Origin of the sequence: Acinetobacter sp. YH16044 (assembly GCF_013417145.1) — a bacterium.
GTDB classification, from domain to species: Bacteria; Pseudomonadota; Gammaproteobacteria; order Pseudomonadales; family Moraxellaceae; genus Acinetobacter; species Acinetobacter amyesii.
The window spans coordinates 1-19324 of sequence record NZ_VPEK01000017.1 but is presented as its reverse complement, the minus strand read 5'-3'; the positions used below and the strand labels follow the sequence as shown (position 1 = coordinate 19324).

19 protein-coding genes, 2 tRNA genes and 1 pseudogene are annotated in these 19324 nt (G+C 38.9%); 10 read left to right on the top strand and 12 right to left on the bottom strand.

Going from position 1 to position 19324, the window contains the following annotated elements:
- Positions 1-6 precede the first annotated feature (6 nt).
- From pdxJ to FTV38_RS10960, 3 genes are all read left to right on the top strand, one after another.
- On the top strand, positions 7-732 hold the full coding sequence (gene pdxJ, locus FTV38_RS10970; protein ID WP_180022484.1) for a pyridoxine 5'-phosphate synthase: 726 nt from the start codon (positions 7-9) through the stop codon (positions 730-732).
- Positions 733-749: 17 nt separating this feature from the next.
- Positions 750-1403 (top strand): tRNA-(ms[2]io[6]A)-hydroxylase, encoded by a 654-nt coding sequence (locus FTV38_RS10965; protein WP_180022483.1) that lies wholly within the window; start codon positions 750-752, stop codon positions 1401-1403.
- Positions 1404-1539: 136 nt separating this feature from the next.
- Positions 1540-2364 (top strand): DUF4198 domain-containing protein, encoded by an 825-nt coding sequence (locus FTV38_RS10960; RefSeq protein WP_180022482.1) that lies wholly within the window; start codon positions 1540-1542, stop codon positions 2362-2364.
- 45 nt (positions 2365-2409) lie between these two features.
- Here FTV38_RS10960 and FTV38_RS10955 read toward each other — a convergent pair whose 3' ends face one another.
- Together FTV38_RS10955 and FTV38_RS10950 are read right to left on the bottom strand one after the other, a co-directional pair.
- A complete protein-coding gene (locus FTV38_RS10955; RefSeq protein WP_180009941.1) occupies positions 2410-3483 on the bottom strand; it encodes a hypothetical protein in 1074 nt (357 codons plus the stop codon).
- Positions 3484-3570: 87 nt separating this feature from the next.
- Positions 3571-3646: transfer RNA gene (locus FTV38_RS10950), tRNA-Asn, on the bottom strand.
- Between the two features lie 251 nt (positions 3647-3897).
- Here FTV38_RS10950 and FTV38_RS10945 point away from each other — a divergent pair.
- A complete protein-coding gene (locus FTV38_RS10945) occupies positions 3898-4356 on the top strand; it encodes a hypothetical protein (protein ID WP_180022481.1) in 459 nt (152 codons plus the stop codon).
- A 51-nt stretch (positions 4357-4407) separates the two neighbouring features.
- Here the strand turns inward: FTV38_RS10945 and FTV38_RS10940 are convergent, their stop codons facing one another.
- On the bottom strand, positions 4408-4842 hold the full coding sequence (locus FTV38_RS10940; protein ID WP_180022480.1) for a PaaI family thioesterase: 435 nt from the start codon (positions 4840-4842) through the stop codon (positions 4408-4410).
- 536 nt (positions 4843-5378) lie between these two features.
- On the opposite strand from FTV38_RS10940, the gene FTV38_RS10935 reads away from it, so the two are divergent.
- On the top strand, positions 5379-5876 hold the full coding sequence (locus tag FTV38_RS10935) for a DUF2711 domain-containing protein (protein WP_257228771.1): 498 nt from the start codon (positions 5379-5381) through the stop codon (positions 5874-5876).
- Between the two features lie 295 nt (positions 5877-6171).
- On the opposite strand, the gene FTV38_RS10930 is transcribed toward FTV38_RS10935, so the two are convergent.
- Together FTV38_RS10930 and map are read right to left on the bottom strand one after the other, a co-directional pair.
- Positions 6172-7398 (bottom strand): pyridoxal phosphate-dependent aminotransferase, encoded by a 1227-nt coding sequence (locus tag FTV38_RS10930; RefSeq protein WP_180022479.1) that lies wholly within the window; start codon positions 7396-7398, stop codon positions 6172-6174.
- 270 nt (positions 7399-7668) lie between these two features.
- Positions 7669-8496 (bottom strand): type I methionyl aminopeptidase, encoded by an 828-nt coding sequence (gene map / locus FTV38_RS10925; RefSeq protein WP_168378021.1) that lies wholly within the window; start codon positions 8494-8496, stop codon positions 7669-7671.
- Positions 8497-8703: 207 nt separating this feature from the next.
- Between map and rpsB the strand changes: the two genes are divergently transcribed.
- The 3 genes from rpsB to FTV38_RS10910 all read left to right on the top strand — a co-directional run bounded on the left by rpsB (position 8704) and on the right by FTV38_RS10910 (position 11151).
- The gene (gene rpsB, locus FTV38_RS10920) at positions 8704-9450 is read left to right on the top strand and encodes a 30S ribosomal protein S2 (protein WP_078190314.1); all 747 of its coding nucleotides are present in this window, start codon (positions 8704-8706) and stop codon (positions 9448-9450) included.
- 141 nt (positions 9451-9591) lie between these two features.
- A complete protein-coding gene (gene tsf, locus FTV38_RS10915) occupies positions 9592-10467 on the top strand; it encodes a translation elongation factor Ts (RefSeq protein WP_078190313.1) in 876 nt (291 codons plus the stop codon).
- 174 nt (positions 10468-10641) lie between these two features.
- Entirely contained in the window at positions 10642-11151 is a 510-nt protein-coding gene (locus FTV38_RS10910) for a DUF3465 domain-containing protein (RefSeq protein WP_180022478.1), read from the top strand.
- A 253-nt stretch (positions 11152-11404) separates the two neighbouring features.
- On the opposite strand, the pseudogene FTV38_RS10905 reads toward FTV38_RS10910, so the two are convergent.
- From FTV38_RS10905 to FTV38_RS10875, 7 genes and pseudogenes are all read right to left on the bottom strand, one after another.
- Positions 11405-11861 (bottom strand): annotated as a pseudogene (locus tag FTV38_RS10905) (DUF962 domain-containing protein).
- A 151-nt stretch (positions 11862-12012) separates the two neighbouring features.
- The gene (locus tag FTV38_RS10900; protein ID WP_180022476.1) at positions 12013-12627 is read right to left on the bottom strand and encodes a septal ring lytic transglycosylase RlpA family protein; all 615 of its coding nucleotides are present in this window, start codon (positions 12625-12627) and stop codon (positions 12013-12015) included.
- 287 nt (positions 12628-12914) lie between these two features.
- The gene (gene mltB, locus FTV38_RS10895) at positions 12915-13916 is read right to left on the bottom strand and encodes a lytic murein transglycosylase B (protein WP_078190309.1); all 1002 of its coding nucleotides are present in this window, start codon (positions 13914-13916) and stop codon (positions 12915-12917) included.
- 788 nt (positions 13917-14704) lie between these two features.
- Positions 14705-15355, bottom strand: a complete 651-nt coding sequence (locus FTV38_RS10890) for a hypothetical protein (RefSeq protein WP_180022475.1) — start codon at positions 15353-15355, stop codon at positions 14705-14707.
- Positions 15356-15372: 17 nt separating this feature from the next.
- A complete protein-coding gene (gene queF / locus FTV38_RS10885; RefSeq protein WP_180022474.1) occupies positions 15373-16191 on the bottom strand; it encodes an NADPH-dependent 7-cyano-7-deazaguanine reductase QueF in 819 nt (272 codons plus the stop codon).
- A complete protein-coding gene (locus FTV38_RS10880) occupies positions 16191-16964 on the bottom strand; it encodes an ABC transporter permease (protein ID WP_078190306.1) in 774 nt (257 codons plus the stop codon). The genes queF and FTV38_RS10880 overlap by 1 nt, the downstream gene beginning before the upstream one ends.
- The gene (locus tag FTV38_RS10875) at positions 16961-17896 is read right to left on the bottom strand and encodes an ABC transporter ATP-binding protein (RefSeq protein WP_168378014.1); all 936 of its coding nucleotides are present in this window, start codon (positions 17894-17896) and stop codon (positions 16961-16963) included. The genes FTV38_RS10880 and FTV38_RS10875 overlap by 4 nt, the downstream gene beginning before the upstream one ends.
- 188 nt (positions 17897-18084) lie before the next feature.
- On the opposite strand from FTV38_RS10875, the gene FTV38_RS10870 reads away from it, so the two are divergent.
- Positions 18085-18160 (top strand) — tRNA-Arg (locus FTV38_RS10870).
- Between the two features lie 162 nt (positions 18161-18322).
- Positions 18323-19255, top strand: coding sequence for an integrase arm-type DNA-binding domain-containing protein (locus tag FTV38_RS10865; protein WP_257228770.1), 933 nt, complete (start codon positions 18323-18325; stop codon positions 19253-19255).
- Positions 19256-19324: the final 69 nt, after the last annotated feature.

The window sequence follows — 19324 nt, the reverse complement described above, 5'->3', positions numbered from 1 at the left end:
AGAATTATGGCAGCTTTGCTTGGTGTAAATATTGACCATGTGGCAACACTACGAAATGCACGTGGGACAACTTATCCAGATCCTGTGAATGCCGCAATTATTTGTGAGCAAGCGGGGGCGGAAGGGATTACGCTACATTTACGTGAAGATCGTCGCCATATTAAAGATGATGATGTGCGTCGTATGCGTTCTGTATTAAAAACCCATATGAATCTTGAAATGGCGGTGACCGATGAAATGGTTAAATTCGCCAAAGAGATTCAACCTCATCATGTATGCTTCGTTCCTGAAAAGCGTGAAGAGGTCACCACTGAGGGTGGTTTAGATGTTGTTGGGCATTTTGAAGATGTAAAAAATGCGACTCAAGCACTTGCAGCGATTGGTTGCGAAGTTTCATTATTTATTGATGCTGACTTCGCTCAAATTGATGCAGCAATTGCCTGTGGCGCACCTACGATTGAGTTGCATACAGGTGCATATGCAGATGCTGAAACACCTGAAGCGCAGAAAGCAGAGCTGGAACGTATTATTCGAGGTGCTGAATATGCCGCATCTAAAGGTTTGATTGTGAACGCTGGCCATGGCTTAAATATTGACAATGTCACTCCGATTGCGCGCATTGCGCAAATTCATGAACTAAATATTGGTCACTCGATTATTGCTGATGCAGTGTTTATTGGATTGGCACAGTCTGTAAAACAAATGAAAGCTGCGATTAAAGCCGCACGTTAATTATTTAAGTAAAGTATATGTCAAATATTGATTATGATGCCCTAATGAAGCCAGTCATTGGCTTCTTGGGGTGTGAAACACCAAAAGCATGGCTAGATGAAGCTTTAAATAATTTGGATATCCTGATGCAGGATCATGCCAATTGTGAAAAGAAAGCAGCAAGTACGGCAATGAATTTGATGTTTCGTTATAGTTTTTTTTCGGATTTACAAATCAAACTGGCACAGCTAGTACGTGAAGAAATGCTGCACTATGAGCAAGTGCTGGAACTGATGGCAAAACGTGGTCAGGAATGGGCTGCTATCAGTGCTGGTCGTTATGCGGGTGGTCTACGTAAAGAAGTACGGACTTATGAGCCAGAAGCGTTAATTGATATCTTGGTGATTGGCGCATTTGTTGAAGCACGGTCATGTGAGCGTTTCTATGCGCTTGCACCACATGTGGATGAAGAGTTGGGGCGGTACTACCGCTATTTGCTAAAGTCTGAATCACGCCATTATGAGGACTATTTAGCATTGGCCATGGATGTGGCGACGACCAATAAGCTAAAGAACCCGAAAGAAGATATTCAGATGCGTATTGAGCATATTCGTGAAGTTGAAAAAAATCTGATTAGCAGCCCAGATGATTTATTCCGCTTTCATAGTGGTGTGCCAGTCAAAGCAGCTTGATAAAATAATCCTCCAGAATGGGGGATTTTTTATGCACTTAAAATAAATGATAATAAGAATTATTTATAATTATCTTGGGTGAATCTAAAATGAAACGATCTCTATGAATCAAACAATTTAAGCTCACTTATTTAATATGAAATTACAATTCACTTTACTCTGTATCGCTTTGTGTGCGGTTGGTCAGGCTCAAGCGCATTATCCTTATGTTGCGCCTCTAAACTATCAAACATTTAATAATCATAGTGCCATTCTTTCTGGTTTTTATGACAATCCGTTTGTTTCTGAAATAGCCATTAAAAACTTTAATTTCCATGTATATACACCATCAGGTGATAAGCTGCATTTAACAGATGCCGATTGGGTAAAAACGCAAACGGTCAGCAGTTATAGTTTAGAAAATAAGCAGGATGGCACGTATCGTATTCGTGGTGAAAAACAGGGAAGTACAGCGCGTTTTGCTTATGATCAAAAGCAGTGGAAAGCGTTAATCAATGGTGTGCGTGATCCTCAAAAAACTGCGAATGCAAATGTCATTTATACAGCCGAGTTGACTAAAAAGTCGCAAATCAAAAGTATTCAAACGCAGGAAATCATTGAAACTTTTGTATCACGCCGTGCAACCTCTACACATGTGGTGAATCATTTACATGATGGCTTTGATGTGCAATTTAAAACCCATCCAAATGCTATAAAGCATAATGAGCCTGTGCAACTGAAAGTGCTAGATCAGAAAAAAGCGGTTGCGGGTTTACAGGTTGAAATTTTGCAGCAAACCACGGATTACAGCCGTGAAGGAAAAGTTTATAAAACGCTTAAAACTGATCAAGATGGAAATTTGAATTTTAACCTATCAGATCGTGGTCAGTATTTGCTGAAAATGGATTATCAACAGCCTTTTGAAATGAAGGAACACGCATTAAAACGATATAAATATACTTTGAGTTTTAATGTGATTTAAAGAGAAAAAGCTCTGCGATTTGCGGAGCTTTTTTATGAAAATGATTTAGCTATCTTTAGGTTCAAGATAAAACATCGATAAACCTATCAATAAAATTAAACTGGTTTGAGTGAAAAAGTGTTTATTAAAACCACCATAATATTGCTGCGAATAGCCTGCAATCAGTAAACAACCCGTTAAATAAAGCAATCGATAATATCGGCTCTCAAAACAATAACAGACACTTGCAAAACATAAAATCAGGCAGCCAATCACCATATAATGGATATCCCAAATGATGGTGTTGATTGCAAATAAAAGTGCTGAAAGTGCGCCGATAGATAAATTACGCAGGCTTTCAAACCCTTGAAAAATGTGCATCAAAGCTAATATGAAGAATGGCAATAGAGCAAGTGCATATTTTATTCTTATACTGTTTTGCGTCATGAGCATAAAATTTTGCTGTTTCTCAACAATGGGGCTAGTACTGATGCTTAGCCTAAGCCATTGCAGGGTTAAGTGTTCAGGGATGTTGGCTTTAACTAAAAATTTGAGAGTGGCTTGTGGTGGAATAATATAATTTTCTTGGAATTCATGGCCATAAAACATCCATGACTTATTGGTCTCTAGTGTGTGATATTGCGTATTTTTTTGAGTTGAGATGTTAAAAAGTTGTCCAGTTGCATTTAACCCAGCTTTCATACATGGTGTTTCTTTCTCGTGAACAATACATAACGGCAGTACCGAAATTTCAAGATCTTTTCGAGTTTGTTGCTGACCTGCAAAATCGATATGAACATATAACTGATCAGATTGGTTTTGCAGCGTAATCGGTGTGCTTGACCAATATAGTCCTTCTGTCATCTCGTTCAATACAGATTCAGATATTTCGGGAATAGTATTGTGATTTTGAAACTGCTGAGGTGGAATCAACCATTGTAGCTTGCTGTCAAGAAGGGTGTTCGATTCACTATTATATAAATTGGGTGGTGTTTTGAAATGTTGCTCAATTTCACTTTCGGGTGTGCAGCTCACCAAATAAATTGCAAATGGGCTGATAAAAATTAAAAGAAAAATGAATGCAGTGAGATAGTGTTTTAAGGCAGTTTTATTTGATTCAGCATCAACTTGAATGAACATTTTTTTATTTTAATGACAATGACTTATAGATTATATGTAAATCATAGTCATTAAAAAAGCCCATTTAAATAAATGGGCTTTAGAATTTGGCTCTCCAACCTGGGCTCGAACCAGGGACCTGCGGATTAACAGTCCGTCGCTCTACCGACTGAGCTATTGGAGAATCTGAATGCGATTATAAGCAGATTTTGGGGAGGGTCAAGCTAAAAATACCAATCTGAGGAGAAATGCGTGATAGATGTTTTTTATTTGAACAAAAAGAAGGATTTTTTAGAAAAAATGAATCTTAGGCTTGCAAAGAAAAAATTCAATTGATAGTCTGAATGGAACAACAGAGCGTTTAAACATATGTTTAAACAGTGTGGATTTAAACCCAACTTGCCAGCACTAAAATGGCTAAACAGGAGAAAGCGAATGAATACGCTGACTATTTCTCAGATTTTTTCAAACTTTTCTTTCTATCAAGAAAACTATCTTTCCATTATCAGTAACCAAGAGCAATATCAAACACCTGTTGAAGGTGCGTACGTTGACGTTTGGCCTTTGGGTCAACGTGACTTAGCATTGGGTGATTTATTACAACTGTGGTTTAGTGAAAAATGGTTGATCAACGCGCCATGTCATTTACGTTTTGAACATCAAGATGATGGTCGTCGTGTGCCTTTGCAACGCAAGCAAGATTTGTATTTATACCAATTGGCAGGTAATGCGTTATCAGGCTCAAATCGTTCTAAAGTATGGTCTATTTCAGAACAACAAGAACTTCGTGTTGAGTTAGATAGTGCTTTAAAATATTACTGCTTTCAAAAGGGCAGTAATCGCATTGATCTAAGCGAAGGCCAATTAATTCGTGCCTTACATTCAGCAATTTAAGTTTGAATCATCATCTGCTCGCATTGAATTGCAAGCAGAAAAATAAAAATATTAAGGACGTATAATCATGCAGGTTGCAGTTGCATGTGCATAAAGTTTGCCATTGTCATCAATAATTTTCCCTTCAGAAATCCCTAAATTTGTACTGATATTAATGACTGTTCCTATCGCTGTAAGTTCAACATTCTTTGGGATCGGACGACACATTTTAATATTTAAGTCGATGGTGCCATAACCCACACCAGCCTCTAATAACGTGTGAATGGCACAACCTGTCACCGAGTCGAGTACCGTAGCAGCAAAGCCACCATGCACGCCGCCAAGCGGATTTAAGTGTCGTGCATCTGCTTTAGCCTTAAAGCTAATACTGCCCTCAGATACTTCATAAGGCTGCATAGGAATAGTTTCGCTAATACTTGCAGGAGGAATTTTCCCTGCACACATGGCTTGTAGAAGTTGCAGTCCAGTCATTTCTTTTGGGTTCATTGTGCTTTTCCTTTTACTAAGTTTTTAGTTTCTTTTTGGAACTTGATTATTAATAAAACAAAAAACAGCAGATGCGTCAATTAAAGAGAATGAAATGAAGAGTCGATTTGGTAAGACTTATATGTGTAGTACGATGATAGATAGAGCTATTCGTTGCTATAAGAGAGATAGGTTTTATCAAAGTTGTCAAATGACAAGTTGTTTAGCCAATTTTGTGCTGGAAATTCCTTTTATGCTTTTGATTTATTTTGTCAAAGCTTCGAATAGCCCAAAGATATCATTCTATCGATGCTCTTTGGCGATTTAGCCTCAAGTTGTATATACCTTAATGAAGTAGATAGACTGTGTGACGGAGAAGTGTTCAATTGTCTGTGCTGTATTTAGCCATTATCGGCAGAATGTGGTTTATCGGTGTGCCTTTGAGTTGGCATATTATTTTACCCGAAGTAATTGTCTTCGCCGGAATTGACTTGATGGTTTGGTCTTCGGCAGGGAAAGGGTATTCTGAAAAACATGAAAATTAGAAGATATAAATCATGAAAGAAAATAATGTATTAACTCCTGAAATTTACGCCTCTTATCCTTATGATGGAAAGATTTTAGAATATTATCAGGGCGTTTTTGAATCGGTGTATATCATTTTGCATCCCTTTTATAAAGCAGTCACATTGGAACTGGAACGTTATAATGTTGAAACGTGGCCTGAAAAAAATGAGTTTATCAAAGGCTGTTATCCAATTGCATGGCATGAAATTTTAAATTTGTCTGGGCTGGAGAATGTCTCTCAAATTGATGTTGCATTAAGGACGATGATTGGCGGAATTAAACAACAATATGAAAATAAAATGTGGGAAAAGCAGGTTCTTGATTTATACAAGCAGAGTGAAATTATTAATCCATGTGATGATGGGCTTATTTCGCCATTTTTAGAAAATCCGCTTTTATATGCATTGAAAGAAATCGGCTATGACTTTTTGCTGACGGTTGATGAGTATGGGATAAATCAACCGAAAAAATGCAGATTGATTATTTGATCGCAAATGATCTGCTTGATGTATGTAATTACACTGAAGATTATCAGCTTCTATTTGCCACACATTGGGACAGTCACTGTACTTTTTTATGTTCTTCAAAAAAAATCATTGATCAGATTCTAGAAATTCACCCCTTTGAAGGATTCTTCTGTACTCCTAAAACTGAAGTCTATTGGGGACTGCATGAGATTTAAACGATGAGGCTTTTAAATCATCACAATATTAAGCCGTGAAATGTAAACCATAAAAAACCCGCGAATATCGCGGGTTTTTTTGATTTGATCTTTAGATCAAATTATTTTTCAGCAGCAATTGAAGCAATCGCAGCGTCTACGCCTTCGATTGAGTCAGCAGCTTTCTTGATACGTGCAAGTGCATCTACAAGCACTTCGTCTGCAGTTGCATAAGAAATACGCATGTAACCACCTAGACCGAACGCATCACCAGGAACTACTGCAACACCAGTTTCTTCCAATAACCATGCAGAGAATTCTGTGCAAGATTTTAAACCTTTTGCACGAATCAGTGGACGGATGTTTGCGTATGCATAGAATGCACCGTCAGCAGGAAGGCAAGTAATACCGTTGATGTCATTCAAGCCTTTCACAACTAGGTCGTGACGGCGTTTGAATGCTTCAATCATTGGCTCAAGAACGTCTTGAGGGCCATTCAATGCAGCTTCAGCAGCAACTTGTGAAATAGAAGTTGGGTTTGAAGTTGATTGAGATTGGATTTTTTTCATCGCACCAATAAGTTTAGCAGGGCCCGCTGCGTAGCCAATACGCCAGCCAGTCATTGCATAAGCTTTAGATACACCGTTAAGAACGATTACGCGATCGTAAAGGTCTGGTGCAACTGTTGCGATGTTATAGAATTCGTCGTCCCAACGGATTGGTTCGTACATGTCATCAGAAGCAACTAAAACTTCAGGGTATTTACGTAGAACTTCAGCTAAAGCAAGTAATTCTTCTTTAGTGTAGATCATACCTGTTGGGTTAGAAGGGCTGTTTAGAACCACTAAACGAGTTTTGTCAGTGATTGCAGCTTCTAATTGAGCAGGCGTAATTTTGAAACGTTGGTCTTCACCACATTTCACAATTACAGGAGTGCCTTCAGCAATGATCACCATGTCTGGGTAGCTTACCCAGTAAGGAGCAGGGATAATTACTTCGTCACCTTTGTTTAACAAAGCAAGTGCCAAGTTAAAGAAAGATTGTTTACCACCACAAGAAACCAAAATTTGGTTTGCAGCGTAATCAAGGTTATTGTCGCGTTTTAATTTAGCAATAATTGCTTTTTTAAGACCTGGAGTACCGTCAACAGCTGTATATTTAGTGAAGCCATTGTTGATAGCAGCAATTGCAGCATCTTTGATGTGTTGTGGGGTATCGAAATCCGGTTCACCTGCGCCTAAACCAATTACGTTTTTACCAGCAGCCTTCAATTCAGCAGCTTTGTTAGTAACAGCAAGTGTAGGGGACGGTTTGATGCTATTTACACGATCAGACAGACGTACGTCCACGGCAGTATTCCTTCTTATAGGGATTAAAAAATAAAAAGCACACTATCTTAGCTTAAATGCACAGTAATGGGGAGTGGCAAAATCAACAATGTGCAAAAAAGTGTGATATTCCATCCTAACCCTATAATTAAGAAAATTTACATTGAGTTACTTAAATTTTTAATCAAATTTTATGGCAAATTCTTAAAGTCACGGACAAAAATAGGGCATAAAAAAGGCCACAACATGTGTGACCATTTTTAATAAAATTTTGTGCTTCAAATACTTTGCTTATTGAACAAAACGCGATAAATCTTCTTCAGGGCGAGCAGTTAGCACTTCTACACCATTTTTTGTTACAAGTAGCGTGTGTTCGTACTGTGCAGACAAGCTATGATCTTTAGTCACGACAGTCCATTTATCGCCAAGAAGTTTGGTTTTCCAGTCGCCACCATTCACCATTGGTTCAATCGTGAATGTCATGCCTTCTTCTAAGATCATGCCTGTATTGGGTTGACCGTAGTGTAAAACTTGTGGTTCGTCGTGGAAAACAGTACCGATACCATGACCACAGTATTCACGTACAACGCCAAAACGTTCTGATTCAACATATTGTTGAATGGCATTACCGATATCGCCCATGGTTGCGCCCGGTTTTACTACCGCCATACCACGGTACATGGCTTCTTGGGCAACTTTACATAAACGGTTCGCTAAAATAGATGTTTCACCACCCACGATGTACATCATGTTGGTATCACCGTGGTAACCATCTTTAATCACAGTGACATCGATGTTTAAGATGTCACCTTTTTTTAACTTTTTGCTTTCAGATGGAATACCGTGACACACAACATGGTTCACTGAAGTACAGATCACGTGCTGGAACGCTGGACGACCCGGCGCAGCGCCATAACCTAAACAAGCAGGAATAGCTTCTTGTTTGTTGACAATATAGTCATGACAAATCGTATCAAGTTCTAGGGTAGTCACACCTGGAACAATATGCGGTTTGATCATATCCAAAACTTCTGCCGCCAGTCGACCCGCGACGCGCATTTTTTCAATTTCGTCAGGCGTTTTAATTAATCGACGTGGAGCTTCGTAAGTACTGTTCATGATCTCTAAAAACTTTTGGAAATTTGTATGTGACTATGGTATAAATAGCCGCCCATTTTATCAAATGCTTTTTCGTGAATATCTTTCACGAGCTTTGTGCGATGGGGCAATAAAATCCGCACATATATCGACACATTTCTCTGGGTGCCTTTTTAGGTGGAGAATGCGGGTATATGGAGGCCTAACCCAAACTTTAAGGTAAAGAAAATGGCAGATTACAACGTAAGCATGCGCGACCTTCTTCAAGCAGGCGCACACTTCGGTCACCAAACACGTTTTTGGAATCCAAAAATGCGCGAATACATCTTCGGCGCGCGCAACAAAATTCACATCATCAACCTTGAGCACACTGTTCCTGCGTTAAATGATGCTTTGAACTTTGCTAACAACTTGGCTAGCAAAAAGAACAAAGTTTTGTTCGTTGGTACAAAACGTGCAGCTTCTGCAATCATCCGTGAACAAGCTCAACGTGCAGGTCAACCATATGTTGATCACCGCTGGTTGGGGGGTATGTTGACTAACTGGAAAACTCTTCGCCAGTCAATCAACCGTCTAAAAGACCTTCAAACTCAATCTACTGACGGTACTTTCGCTAAACTTACTAAACGTGAAGCTTTAGAACGTACTCGTGAGATGGAAAAACTTGAACGCGCTCTTGGCGGCGTTAAAAACATGGGTGGTTTACCTGACGCATTATTCGTAATCGATGTTGATCACGAAGCAATTGCAATTAAAGAAGCTAAAAACCTTGGTATTCCTGTTATCGGTATCGTTGATACAAACTCTAACCCAGACAACGTAGACTACGTTATCCCTGGTAACGACGATGCGATCCGTGCAGTTACTCTTTACGCTTCTGCTATGGCTGATGCGATTCTTGCTGGTAAAGAATATGCTCAATCACAAGCAAATGCACAAGCTAAAGGCGAAGAAGCTCCTGCTTCTGAGGCTTAATGCGTTTGACGTAAGCTTGTCATTTTTGCGACACGTGATGGTGGCAAAGTAAGCGTCATGTATGCAGACGGCCCAAGAGACAGCTCTGGGCCGTTTCTGTTCTAAAAAGAATTCATTTTCTACCGTATTTAGGAGATTAACATGACTGCAGTTACAGCAAGCATGGTTAAAGAATTGCGCGATCGTACTGGTCTTGCAATGATGGAATGTAAAAAAGCATTAACAGAAGCGGGCGGTGACATCGAATTAGCGATCGACAACCTTCGTAAATCTGGTCAAGCTAAAGCTGCTAAAAAAGCGGGTAACATTGCTGCTGACGGCGCGATCACTATCGCTCAAGAAGGCAACAAAGCAATCCTTGTAGAAGTTAACTGTCAAACTGACTTCGTTGCTAAAGACGAAAACTTTGCTGGTTTCTCTGCTAAAGTTGCTGCTGCTGCGCTTGCTGCTGGTGTAACTGACGTTGCTCAAATTGCTGAATTGAAACTTGAAGATGGTGCTACTGTAGAAGAAGCTCGTATCGCGCTTGTTCAAAAAATCGGTGAAAACATCCAAGTGCGTCGTGCTCAAATCGTTGAAGGCGACAACCTTGCAGTTTACAAACACGGTTTAAAAATCGGTGTTGTAGTTGCATACGCTGGTGATGCTGAAACTGGTAAAGGTTTGGCTATGCACATCGCTGCATTCAACCCAGTTGCTGTAAACGAAGCTGGCGTTTCTGCTGAACTTATCGCTAAAGAAAAAGAAATTGCTGAAGCGAAAGCAATTGAATCTGGTAAACCAGCAAACATCGTTGAAAAAATGGTAACTGGTTCAGTTCAGAAATACTTGAACGAAGTTGTTCTTGAGAACCAAATGTACGTTATCGACAACGATAAGAAAGTTGCAGAAGTTCTTAAAGCAACTGGTACTACTGTTGCTAACTTCGTACGTTTCGAAGTTGGTGAAGGTATTGAGAAAAAAGCTGAACTTTCTTTCGCTGAAGAAGTTGCTGCTGCTCAAGCTGCTGCAAAATAATCTCTGATTATTTGTAGAAAAAAGCCCTCGTTTTAGAGGGCTTTTTTTATGGCTGTAGCTTTACTGATTTCAAAGCTATTTAAACTTTATATTGTGTACATTGTTGTTCACAGATTCTATTTTTATCCATATTAATGACTATAATGAGTTGAAAATTTAGATTTAAACTATCTTATGGCAAACAAAACAAACTTAACCATCGGCGGAATTATTGTTGCGCTTGTAGCAGCTTATTTCGGAATCGATTTACAACAACAAAAAACTGCACCAGTTCAGACGACAGCGGAACAAAACTCACAGCCACAAATAGAACCAGTACAACCTGCAGATGCTCAACAAAAAGGGCAGAGTGCTGAAGATGTTATTGCGCATGCATTTAAAAATAAACTCAGTAATGTTCAGGTTGAGGGTACAGGTCGAGTGAAAGCGGTACTTCGAGATGATAATGAAGGTAGTCGGCATCAAAAGTTCATTTTGACCTTAAATAATGGTCAAACCCTTTTAGTTGCACATAATATCGATCTAGCCCCACGAATTGATAACTTGCAAAAAGGCGATACAGTTCAATTTTACGGTGAATATGAATATTCAGATCAGGGGGGTGTGATGCACTGGACACATCACGATCCGAATGGACGTCATCAGGATGGTTGGTTAAAGCATCAAGGTAAAACCTATCAATAAAAATCACGTAGTCATTTTTAACTTTAGTCATTTAAATGATCATGATTCAGATGAAGCTATCAACATAAAATTGGATTAACCATATTGAGTAAAAGCCAGTGTTTAAACACTGACTTTTTGGTCGTATAAATAGAAAAAATGATTGGAAATACCAGAGATAAATACACCTATAAATAATAGGGTTTTAAGCATCGAATATGAAGAAAACCGATCTGGAATAACTGAAAAAGAGATCCATGAAATTAATCGTGCTCTAAATGCTCTTTATTTGCGATTTATGGCGTATTTTCCAATTACCAAGTACTTTTACCTGAAAATGTATCTAAACACCAAATAGGGCCAATGAGGAGGAATTGGAGATCTTTGAAAAAAGAGGGCTTTTTACCTTCAATTTTATGGCCATAAAATTGACCAATCCATGCGAATACAAAGAGTGCGATATAAAAGCCGTATCCAACTGGTAACACCCAAATTAGCCATGCCATGATTAATGTTAACGCGGCCATTGCAACAGCAAGCACAATGTTTAAACGTGCGTAAAAGATAAATGCTAATGCAAGTAAGACAGCAGTAAGTAGCGCGCTAAAATGTGCCAATATGCCAACGATTGAAAAATAAATCGTAGGTACGCAAATCCAGTGAATCATTTTATTGGTTTTATTTTGATGACTTTCGCTGTATTCATCAAACCATTCGTTGATTGTTTTCATGATAGTCCTTAATCATGGGGAAGGACTCCAATAAAAACAAGAATGGGGTAAGGGTCAAAATCGGGTTACTGAAGATTTGAAAGGCTAAGAGGCTACAAATAAAAAACCACGCTAGGCGTGGTCTGTTAAATGCAGTCACTTCATTGGAGAATTAAGAATTTGGACCGTCTACGCGTTCAATGCTCACGTTTGCAGTACCCGCACTGGTAATACCCAATTGCTTAGCAGCGCCATAAGATAAATCGAGAACACGGTTACCATGGAATGGACCACGGTCATTTACTTTGACCACGACGCTTTTACCATTATTGCGATTCGTAACACGAATAAAGCAATTAAGTGGCAGGCTACGATGTGCTGCTGTAAGTGCGTTCATGTCAAAGGTTTCACCGCTTGCTGTTTTACGACCGTGGAATTGACGACCGTACCAAGAAGCAGTACCAGTTTGAGTGAACTTACGAACAGTATTCGAAGCGACAGTGTTTAACTTTTCAATCACTGAAGGCTCATCTTCAGGGATTTCGATTTTAGCAGCGATTGTTTGACGACGAATTTTATCGCCAGAACGCTCAGTGATTGAAAGGCTACTTAAATTCGTAAAGTTTGAATTGAAGCTTTGAGCTTCTTTATTCAATACACGAGCTGCAAGACGCGAGTTGTCATTATCATGATTGAATGATGATGACTGAACCATCTCAGCTTGTGACTGACTTAGCGCAACTGCCGTGGCAACCGCTAAGGCATATTTAAAAATTGATGACTGCATTGTTTATCTCCCAATGGCATATTTACTGGTTCAACTAAGTCGCTGATATCCATGTAAACACGTCTGATATTTCACTTTTGCAACTACATTTAACGAGATGGATAATATTCATGCCATCGATAGGCTGTCTAGTGTTTAATTAAAATACTTTGAAAATGTCTAAAAAATTAACAATAGTTGGTTAAAAAATAATCAATAATGTAACAAGGTGTGTAAAATGTCGAATAAATGCTCATTTTGGTGAAAATATTTGTTGACTTTTTTGCTCTATAAGAAAAAAACCAGTCTTATCGACTGGTAACTTCAGTGCCTAAAAGCCATAGTGCAGTCGCATACATACGGCTTTTGTTATAGGTTGTAATGACCTGAAAATTTGGATAAGTAATGTAATAAATTGGTCCATAACTATCTTGCAATTGGATGACATTGACTAAATCGAGATCATCGATTTTTACCAATGGATTCATAGGGGTTACACCTTGAGCCTTGAGTACACCATAGGGTGTTGGCTGGTTTAAATCCTTTGCAATAATAGCATCTGGGTTATTTCCGCTATAGCGAGCAGCAAAAGCAATCGGTTGATTACGCTGCCAACCATAATTTGCTAAATAATTTGCAATTGAACCAATGGCATCGACAGCTGAATTACGCAGGTCAACATGACCATTGCCATCGTAGTCCACACCAAATTTTGGAATGTTACTTGGCATAAATTGAGGATAACCCACAGCACCTGCATATGAACCGACGACAGAGTTGGTTGGAACACCATCTTTATATGACCAAGCAATCAGTGCAGCAAGTTCATCTTGGAAATATTGCGCACGGCGTTCATAGCCAAAACCAAGGGTCGCCAAAGCATCACGGGTAATAAAATTACCTTTATTGCTGCCATAGCCTGTTTCAACACCCAAAATGCCTAAAATCACGGATTGAGGCACACCAAATTGTTGTTCTGCACGATTTAAAGTGTCGGCATATTGATTTTTGAAGCGAACGCCGCGTTGAATTGTACTTTCAGCTAAAAAGTTGGTTTTGTATTGATACCAAGGCTTTGATTCGCCGGGTCGATTCATAATACTAATAATATTGGGTAGGTTTTTACTACCTTGCATTGCCCAATCAATTTGATTTTCACTCAGACCATAGGTTTGCATTGCATTTTGTTTAAAGCTTGCATATGCCGGATGAGATTGGAAGTCGTTGGCCTGACAAAAACTGGTCAGTGAAAGTGAACCGGCCATAATGGCAATATGTGATAGTTTTTTATAAAAATTTCGATTTAGCATAAATAAAAAATTTCCAGTTGCTTTAGCGATGAGTATGAACAAAATTTCGAGGGGGTAAAGGTCCTGAAAATTGTGATGACCTTCTGGTTTCATAGCTCATTAAAGGTAAAGGTTACCAATAGCAACTAAGATACCACTGACAGTGCATGCTTTCATAAATAGATATACAAAAAAAGACAAAGCAAAGGGTTTTTTCGCAGTTAACATATTGAAAAGTGACATATTCATTTACATAACTTGCAAATATTCACAAATCATTTGAAATAAAGATGACTCTCAAACTCATGCTTCATAAAAACGCAGAACGAGTAAACTTTATCGCGTTGCGAAATACTGTTTAGAAGCTACAAAAGTTGCAATGTTATATCTAAAAATAAAGGGACAGGATTAAAAAGGTACCGGTCTAAAAGCTTCCATATGCATGTGATGGCATATTCACCTCGTGGGTGTTTTCGCTAACGCTTCAATGCTGTTGAAAACGTTGCTATATAAAGTAGAAATATAGAATGAATGATAAAAAAGAAAGAGATTGAATATTAAAATGGACACATTGAAATTTAAGCCAAAATGACGACTAACATTAAAAGTTGATCTGTAATCAGGTTCTTTCTTTTCTGTGTGGATTTTTAAAAATAGTACATATAAATGTACTGTCATTTAATTGAGATCAGTTCATATTCTAGAACTGTGTTTGCATGACTATATATAGTCATTGTATCGGGATTCGATTTTATGCGTTTAGCCATAAAAAAACCTAGCTGAAGCTAGGTTTTGACGAGTAGTGCGATTTATTTGTTAAACATCGAATCATGTGCTTCTGCAAGGGCACCTAGCTCTTCTTTGGTCAGATTTGGGAAAATCTTATCAATCGCGATATGAATTGCTTTAATCACGGCAGAAGAACCGATATCGGCTGCTTTACGTTTAATCATGCCTAAATCGAGTGTTTTATTAAAGTCATTCATAAAATGACGTACTGCAGCTTCAGCAAACTGTTTATACAGTTCACCAAAAGCAGCTTTATTGACATCTACACCCGATTTAATTTCGGCATAACTGTTCTTAAGGTTAGTGACCAGTCCTGCATCTAAGCTCAGACCTACACGATGAGCGCCGACTGTGTCCTGAAATAAACTTCGTTCTGAAAATTCAATGGATTGTTTCACCACATCATTCGGAGATTTACCCAGTAGCTGCTTTAACAATACAGCGACTGTTGATTTGACATAGCCAGCCAGTTTTTCTGCTGTGTCGCGCTTATCGCTTGCAGGAAACAGATGAACAGGAGCTAATATAGTTGCACCAATGATTTCTTCATTAATCAGCAAAGCTGTTTTATCACGTAAAGGATAAAGGGGTTCACTTGAATTTTTTTTCGCGTGACCAGTTTGGATACTGTTTAGAAGTTCCTCAGAAGGAATAAAACCAAAAAATGGCATCACTAACCTCAATTTTTTTATTGTCGCGCCAATCGAATGGGGCGAGGCATCCATGTTAAATCCGATACACGACAAGGGTTGATATCCAATCCACCACGGCGTGTATAGGCAGCATATACCATCAGCTGACTTGGTTTTAAATGTTGCCAAATATCGGCAAACATTTGCTCCACACATTGTTCGTGGAAACCATTATGCTGACGGTAAGAAATAATATAAGCCAGAATACTACGATAACAAGGCTTAGTACCTTTATACCTTATAAATACCGTTCCCCAATCAGGTTGACCCGTGACTGGGCAGTTACTTCTTAATAAATGTGAATAAAGTTGAATTTCAACTTCTTCTTGCGCTGCATCTTCATCTAAAGCGAGTAAAGCTGCATTTGGATGATTTTCTAACTGGGTGGGTTCTAAGTCATCAATACAAATGCCTTGCGGTTTTGAAATTTCAACATCATCGACATGAAATAGATCAATAGTCACAGCGGCATTGGCTGCTGCTGATAAGTCTTTTTCTACAGTTGCTTTAAACGCTGCCTGAGAATCAAATTTGGTAAAGTTCATACTATTAAAGTAGAGCTTTAAAGATTTGGATTCGATCAGGTTGTCTGAACTTGCTGGCAAAGTTAAACGACCAATAGCAACTTGAGGCACACCAGAAGCATTTAACCAAGAAATTTCAAAAACATGCCACCAGTCTTTACCTTGGCGTATGCCTTCCACATGGGCATATTGTTCACGTGCAGTGGCACGTGCAATCGGAAACAGAATATCGGGTTGATATTCTGTAGGGTAGTTGGTGTCTTTACCTAAAAGGGATTGTTCTACACTCATTATTCACGCATTCCTGAACCACGAGAAAGTAAATGATACGCCACGCCATAAAGAACAACGCAACATGCAGTAATAACTGTCAGTGAAATGCCGACATTCACATCGCTATGGCCCAAAATACCGTAGCGGAAAGCATTGACCATATACACGACAGGGTTGATTAAAGAGAGATTTTGCCAAAAAGGACTCAGTGATGAGATGGCATAGAAAACACCGCCTAAATAAGTCAGCGGAGTCAGGACGAAAGTCGGGATAATCGAAATATCGTCAAAAGATTTTGCATAGACAGCATTAATAAATCCGCCAAGAGAAAACAGCAGCGAAGTAATGAGAACTGTATATATAGTTACGAAGATATTGGTCAGGTGTAATTCAGTAAAAAATAGGCTCATCGCAGTGACAATAAAGCCGACTAAAACACCACGGCAAACACCACCGATCACATAACCCCAAAGCACCATGTGTAACGGCACTGGACTCATGATTAATTCTTCGATGCTTTTTTGAAATTTTGCACTAAAGAAACTGGATGACACATTGGCATAGCTGTTGGTAATGACCGCCATCATAATTAAGCCGGGCACGATGAACTGCATATAGCTAAAACCACCCATTTGCCCAATGCGTGAACCGACTAAATTACCGAAAATCACAAAGTACAAACTCATGGTGATTGCCGGTGGGAGAAGGGTTTGCGGCCAAATACGCATGAAACGGCGAATTTCTTTATACACTAAGGTGTAGAGGGCAATACACAGTTGGTTAAAATTCATTGTGCTGCACCTTCAAGATTTTTTTCGACCATACGGACAAACAGTTCTTCTAGTCGGTTAGATTTATTACGCATACTTCGAACCTGAATACCTTGAGATTCCATGAGTTGGAATAAATCATTCAAGGTATGGCCTTTATCCATAGTGACTTCTAAGGTGACAGGATCTACTAAGTTGAAACGGACACCAATAATTTCTATATGGATCGGTTCAATGGGTTCGGCTAGATCGAAAATAAATGTTTCTTCATTCAACTGGCTGAGGAAACCTTTCATGCTGGTGTCTTCTTTAATCACACCACGATCAATAATTGCGATTCGACGGCACAACATTTCAGCTTCTTCTAAATAGTGTGTCGTTAAAATAATGGACGTGCCTTTTTCGTTCATTTCAGTGAGGAAATCCCACATCGAACGGCGTAGTTCAATATCAACACCAGCAGTCGGCTCATCTAAAATCAGCAGTTTAGGTTCATGCATCATGGCACGAGCGATCATTAAACGGCGTTTCATACCGCCCGATAGCATGCGTGCTTGGGTGCTACGTTTTTCCCAAAGGCCAAGCTTTTCTAAATATTCCTCTGCACGTTTCTCTGCTATCTTTTTAGAAATACCGTAATAACCAGCTTGAGTCACCAAAATATCAAATGTTTTTTCAAATTGACCAAAGTTAAATTCTTGAGGTACAACGCCCAAACACTGCTTTGCATGCGAGGGATGGGTATCTAAATTGTGCCCAAAAATTTCGACAGTACCTGAAGTTTTACGGGTTAGTGAACTGATAATACTAATCGTGGTAGATTTTCCTGCACCATTGGGACCTAAAAGTGCATAAAATTCACCTTCGGGTACTGTTAAATCAATACCTTTAAGCGCCTGAAACCCATTTTTATAGGTTTTTGACAGCTGCTTTAACGTTAGTGCATCAGTCATAAATAATTCACTCTATAAATAGTATGAGTATTGTGCGATATCGGGGCAAATAAACCAAGTAAATCGTATGGAATTCTGCATTTTAAAAATAGAACGTTGTATAAAGCTTAAGCAGAAAAATACCTAACATCTATATAGTTGCTTTACCTTACAGTTTTTTTTGTTATGATGTGCGCAATCCAAAATAAGCGCTCATAGCTCAACTGGATAGAGTACAGGTCTCCGAAGCCTGTGGCGTGGGTTCGAGTCCCGCTGAGCGCACCATTTCCTTGTTTGATCATATCCGAATTAATCCTAATATTATTAAAAATTAATAACTTATATCTACTTATTGTCCGATAATGTCCGAGGGCGTTTTAGGATACCGTAATCTTTTACGGTATTTTTTACGGTACATTCCATTTCTGACAAAAATATACCGTAAAAATGCCTAAATTAGTTATCAGTCTGACTGACTCAAAAATTAAGTCTGCAATATCAATGCAAAAGAAATCATTTGAAAAGAATATTAAGCTTTCAGATGGTGGTGGCCTTTATTTATTGTTAGATAGAAAAGGTGGGGCATATTGGCGTTTTGATTATATTCGCCCAATCTCTAAGAAAAGAGCCACTATAGCTATCGGTATTTATCCAAGTTGTACATTGGCCAGAGCTCGTGCAAAACGAAGTGAGTTTAGAGAACTGCTTGCGCAGAATATTGACCCAGCAATTCAAAAGCAAGATAAACAGTCCCAATGTCGAAATAATAGTTTTAGATCAGTAGCAGATGAATACCGTAAGACTGAAGAGCTGGAATCAAGTACACAACGTCGGAATCAGTTTATCTGGGATAAGCTTTATGTTGCTATTGGTGAGTTCCCCATTGATTCGATAACAGCCACTCAAATTTTGGAAGTATGCCGTCTTTATGAAAGACAAGGTAAGACTGACTCAGCAAAGCGAATGAGAAGTAAAGCATCTCAGGTGTTTCGGTATGCGATTGCTTTGGGTTTATGTCAATTTAATGTTGCTGACCAAATTAGCGGTATTTTGAAGGTGGGTAAAACTAAGCATCGAGCGGCTATTACTGATGAGCAAAAGCTAGGACAACTATTAAAGAATATTAATACACATGCAGGTCGTGGGGATATTGCTATTGATTATGCAGTCAAAATCTTACCCCATGTATTTGTGCGTCCTGGAGAATTACGTGCAGCAAAATGGGCAGATATCGATTTTAAAAATAGAACATGGAGTTATACACCGCCTAAGACCAAAAATCAGACAGCCCTACAACATATTGTTCCTTTGTCTGATCAAGTGGCTTTGTTGCACAAACCTATCTGTAAAGGCTTTTTCAGCGATATAATTTTCAAATGAAGAAGCCTACACACAAAATCTATCGCACAACCAATTGGCCCGCATATAACCGAGCACTCATGAGTCGCG

Excerpts from the sequence above, each read along its gene's own strand:
- pdxJ (WP_180022484.1), top strand. The coding sequence starts at position 7 with ATGGCAGCTTTGCTTGGTGTAAATATTGACCATGTGGCAACACTACGA.
- FTV38_RS10965 (WP_180022483.1), top strand. The coding sequence starts at position 750 with ATGTCAAATATTGATTATGATGCCCTAATGAAGCCAGTCATTGGCTTC.
- FTV38_RS10960 (WP_180022482.1), top strand. The coding sequence starts at position 1,540 with ATGAAATTACAATTCACTTTACTCTGTATCGCTTTGTGTGCGGTTGGT.
- FTV38_RS10955 (WP_180009941.1), bottom strand. The coding sequence starts at position 3,483 with ATGTTCATTCAAGTTGATGCTGAATCAAATAAAACTGCCTTAAAACAC.
- FTV38_RS10945 (WP_180022481.1), top strand. The coding sequence starts at position 3,898 with ATGAATACGCTGACTATTTCTCAGATTTTTTCAAACTTTTCTTTCTAT.
- FTV38_RS10940 (WP_180022480.1), bottom strand. The coding sequence starts at position 4,842 with ATGAACCCAAAAGAAATGACTGGACTGCAACTTCTACAAGCCATGTGT.
- FTV38_RS10935 (WP_257228771.1), top strand. The coding sequence starts at position 5,379 with ATGAAAGAAAATAATGTATTAACTCCTGAAATTTACGCCTCTTATCCT.
- map (WP_168378021.1), bottom strand. The coding sequence starts at position 8,496 with ATGAACAGTACTTACGAAGCTCCACGTCGATTAATTAAAACGCCTGAC.
- rpsB (WP_078190314.1), top strand. The coding sequence starts at position 8,704 with ATGGCAGATTACAACGTAAGCATGCGCGACCTTCTTCAAGCAGGCGCA.
- tsf (WP_078190313.1), top strand. The coding sequence starts at position 9,592 with ATGACTGCAGTTACAGCAAGCATGGTTAAAGAATTGCGCGATCGTACT.
- FTV38_RS10910 (WP_180022478.1), top strand. The coding sequence starts at position 10,642 with ATGGCAAACAAAACAAACTTAACCATCGGCGGAATTATTGTTGCGCTT.
- FTV38_RS10900 (WP_180022476.1), bottom strand. The coding sequence starts at position 12,627 with ATGCAGTCATCAATTTTTAAATATGCCTTAGCGGTTGCCACGGCAGTT.
- mltB (WP_078190309.1), bottom strand. The coding sequence starts at position 13,916 with ATGCTAAATCGAAATTTTTATAAAAAACTATCACATATTGCCATTATG.
- FTV38_RS10890 (WP_180022475.1), bottom strand. The coding sequence starts at position 15,355 with ATGCCATTTTTTGGTTTTATTCCTTCTGAGGAACTTCTAAACAGTATC.
- queF (WP_180022474.1), bottom strand. The coding sequence starts at position 16,191 with ATGAGTGTAGAACAATCCCTTTTAGGTAAAGACACCAACTACCCTACA.
- FTV38_RS10880 (WP_078190306.1), bottom strand. The coding sequence starts at position 16,964 with ATGAATTTTAACCAACTGTGTATTGCCCTCTACACCTTAGTGTATAAA.
- FTV38_RS10875 (WP_168378014.1), bottom strand. The coding sequence starts at position 17,896 with ATGACTGATGCACTAACGTTAAAGCAGCTGTCAAAAACCTATAAAAAT.
- FTV38_RS10865 (WP_257228770.1), top strand. The coding sequence starts at position 18,323 with ATGCCTAAATTAGTTATCAGTCTGACTGACTCAAAAATTAAGTCTGCA.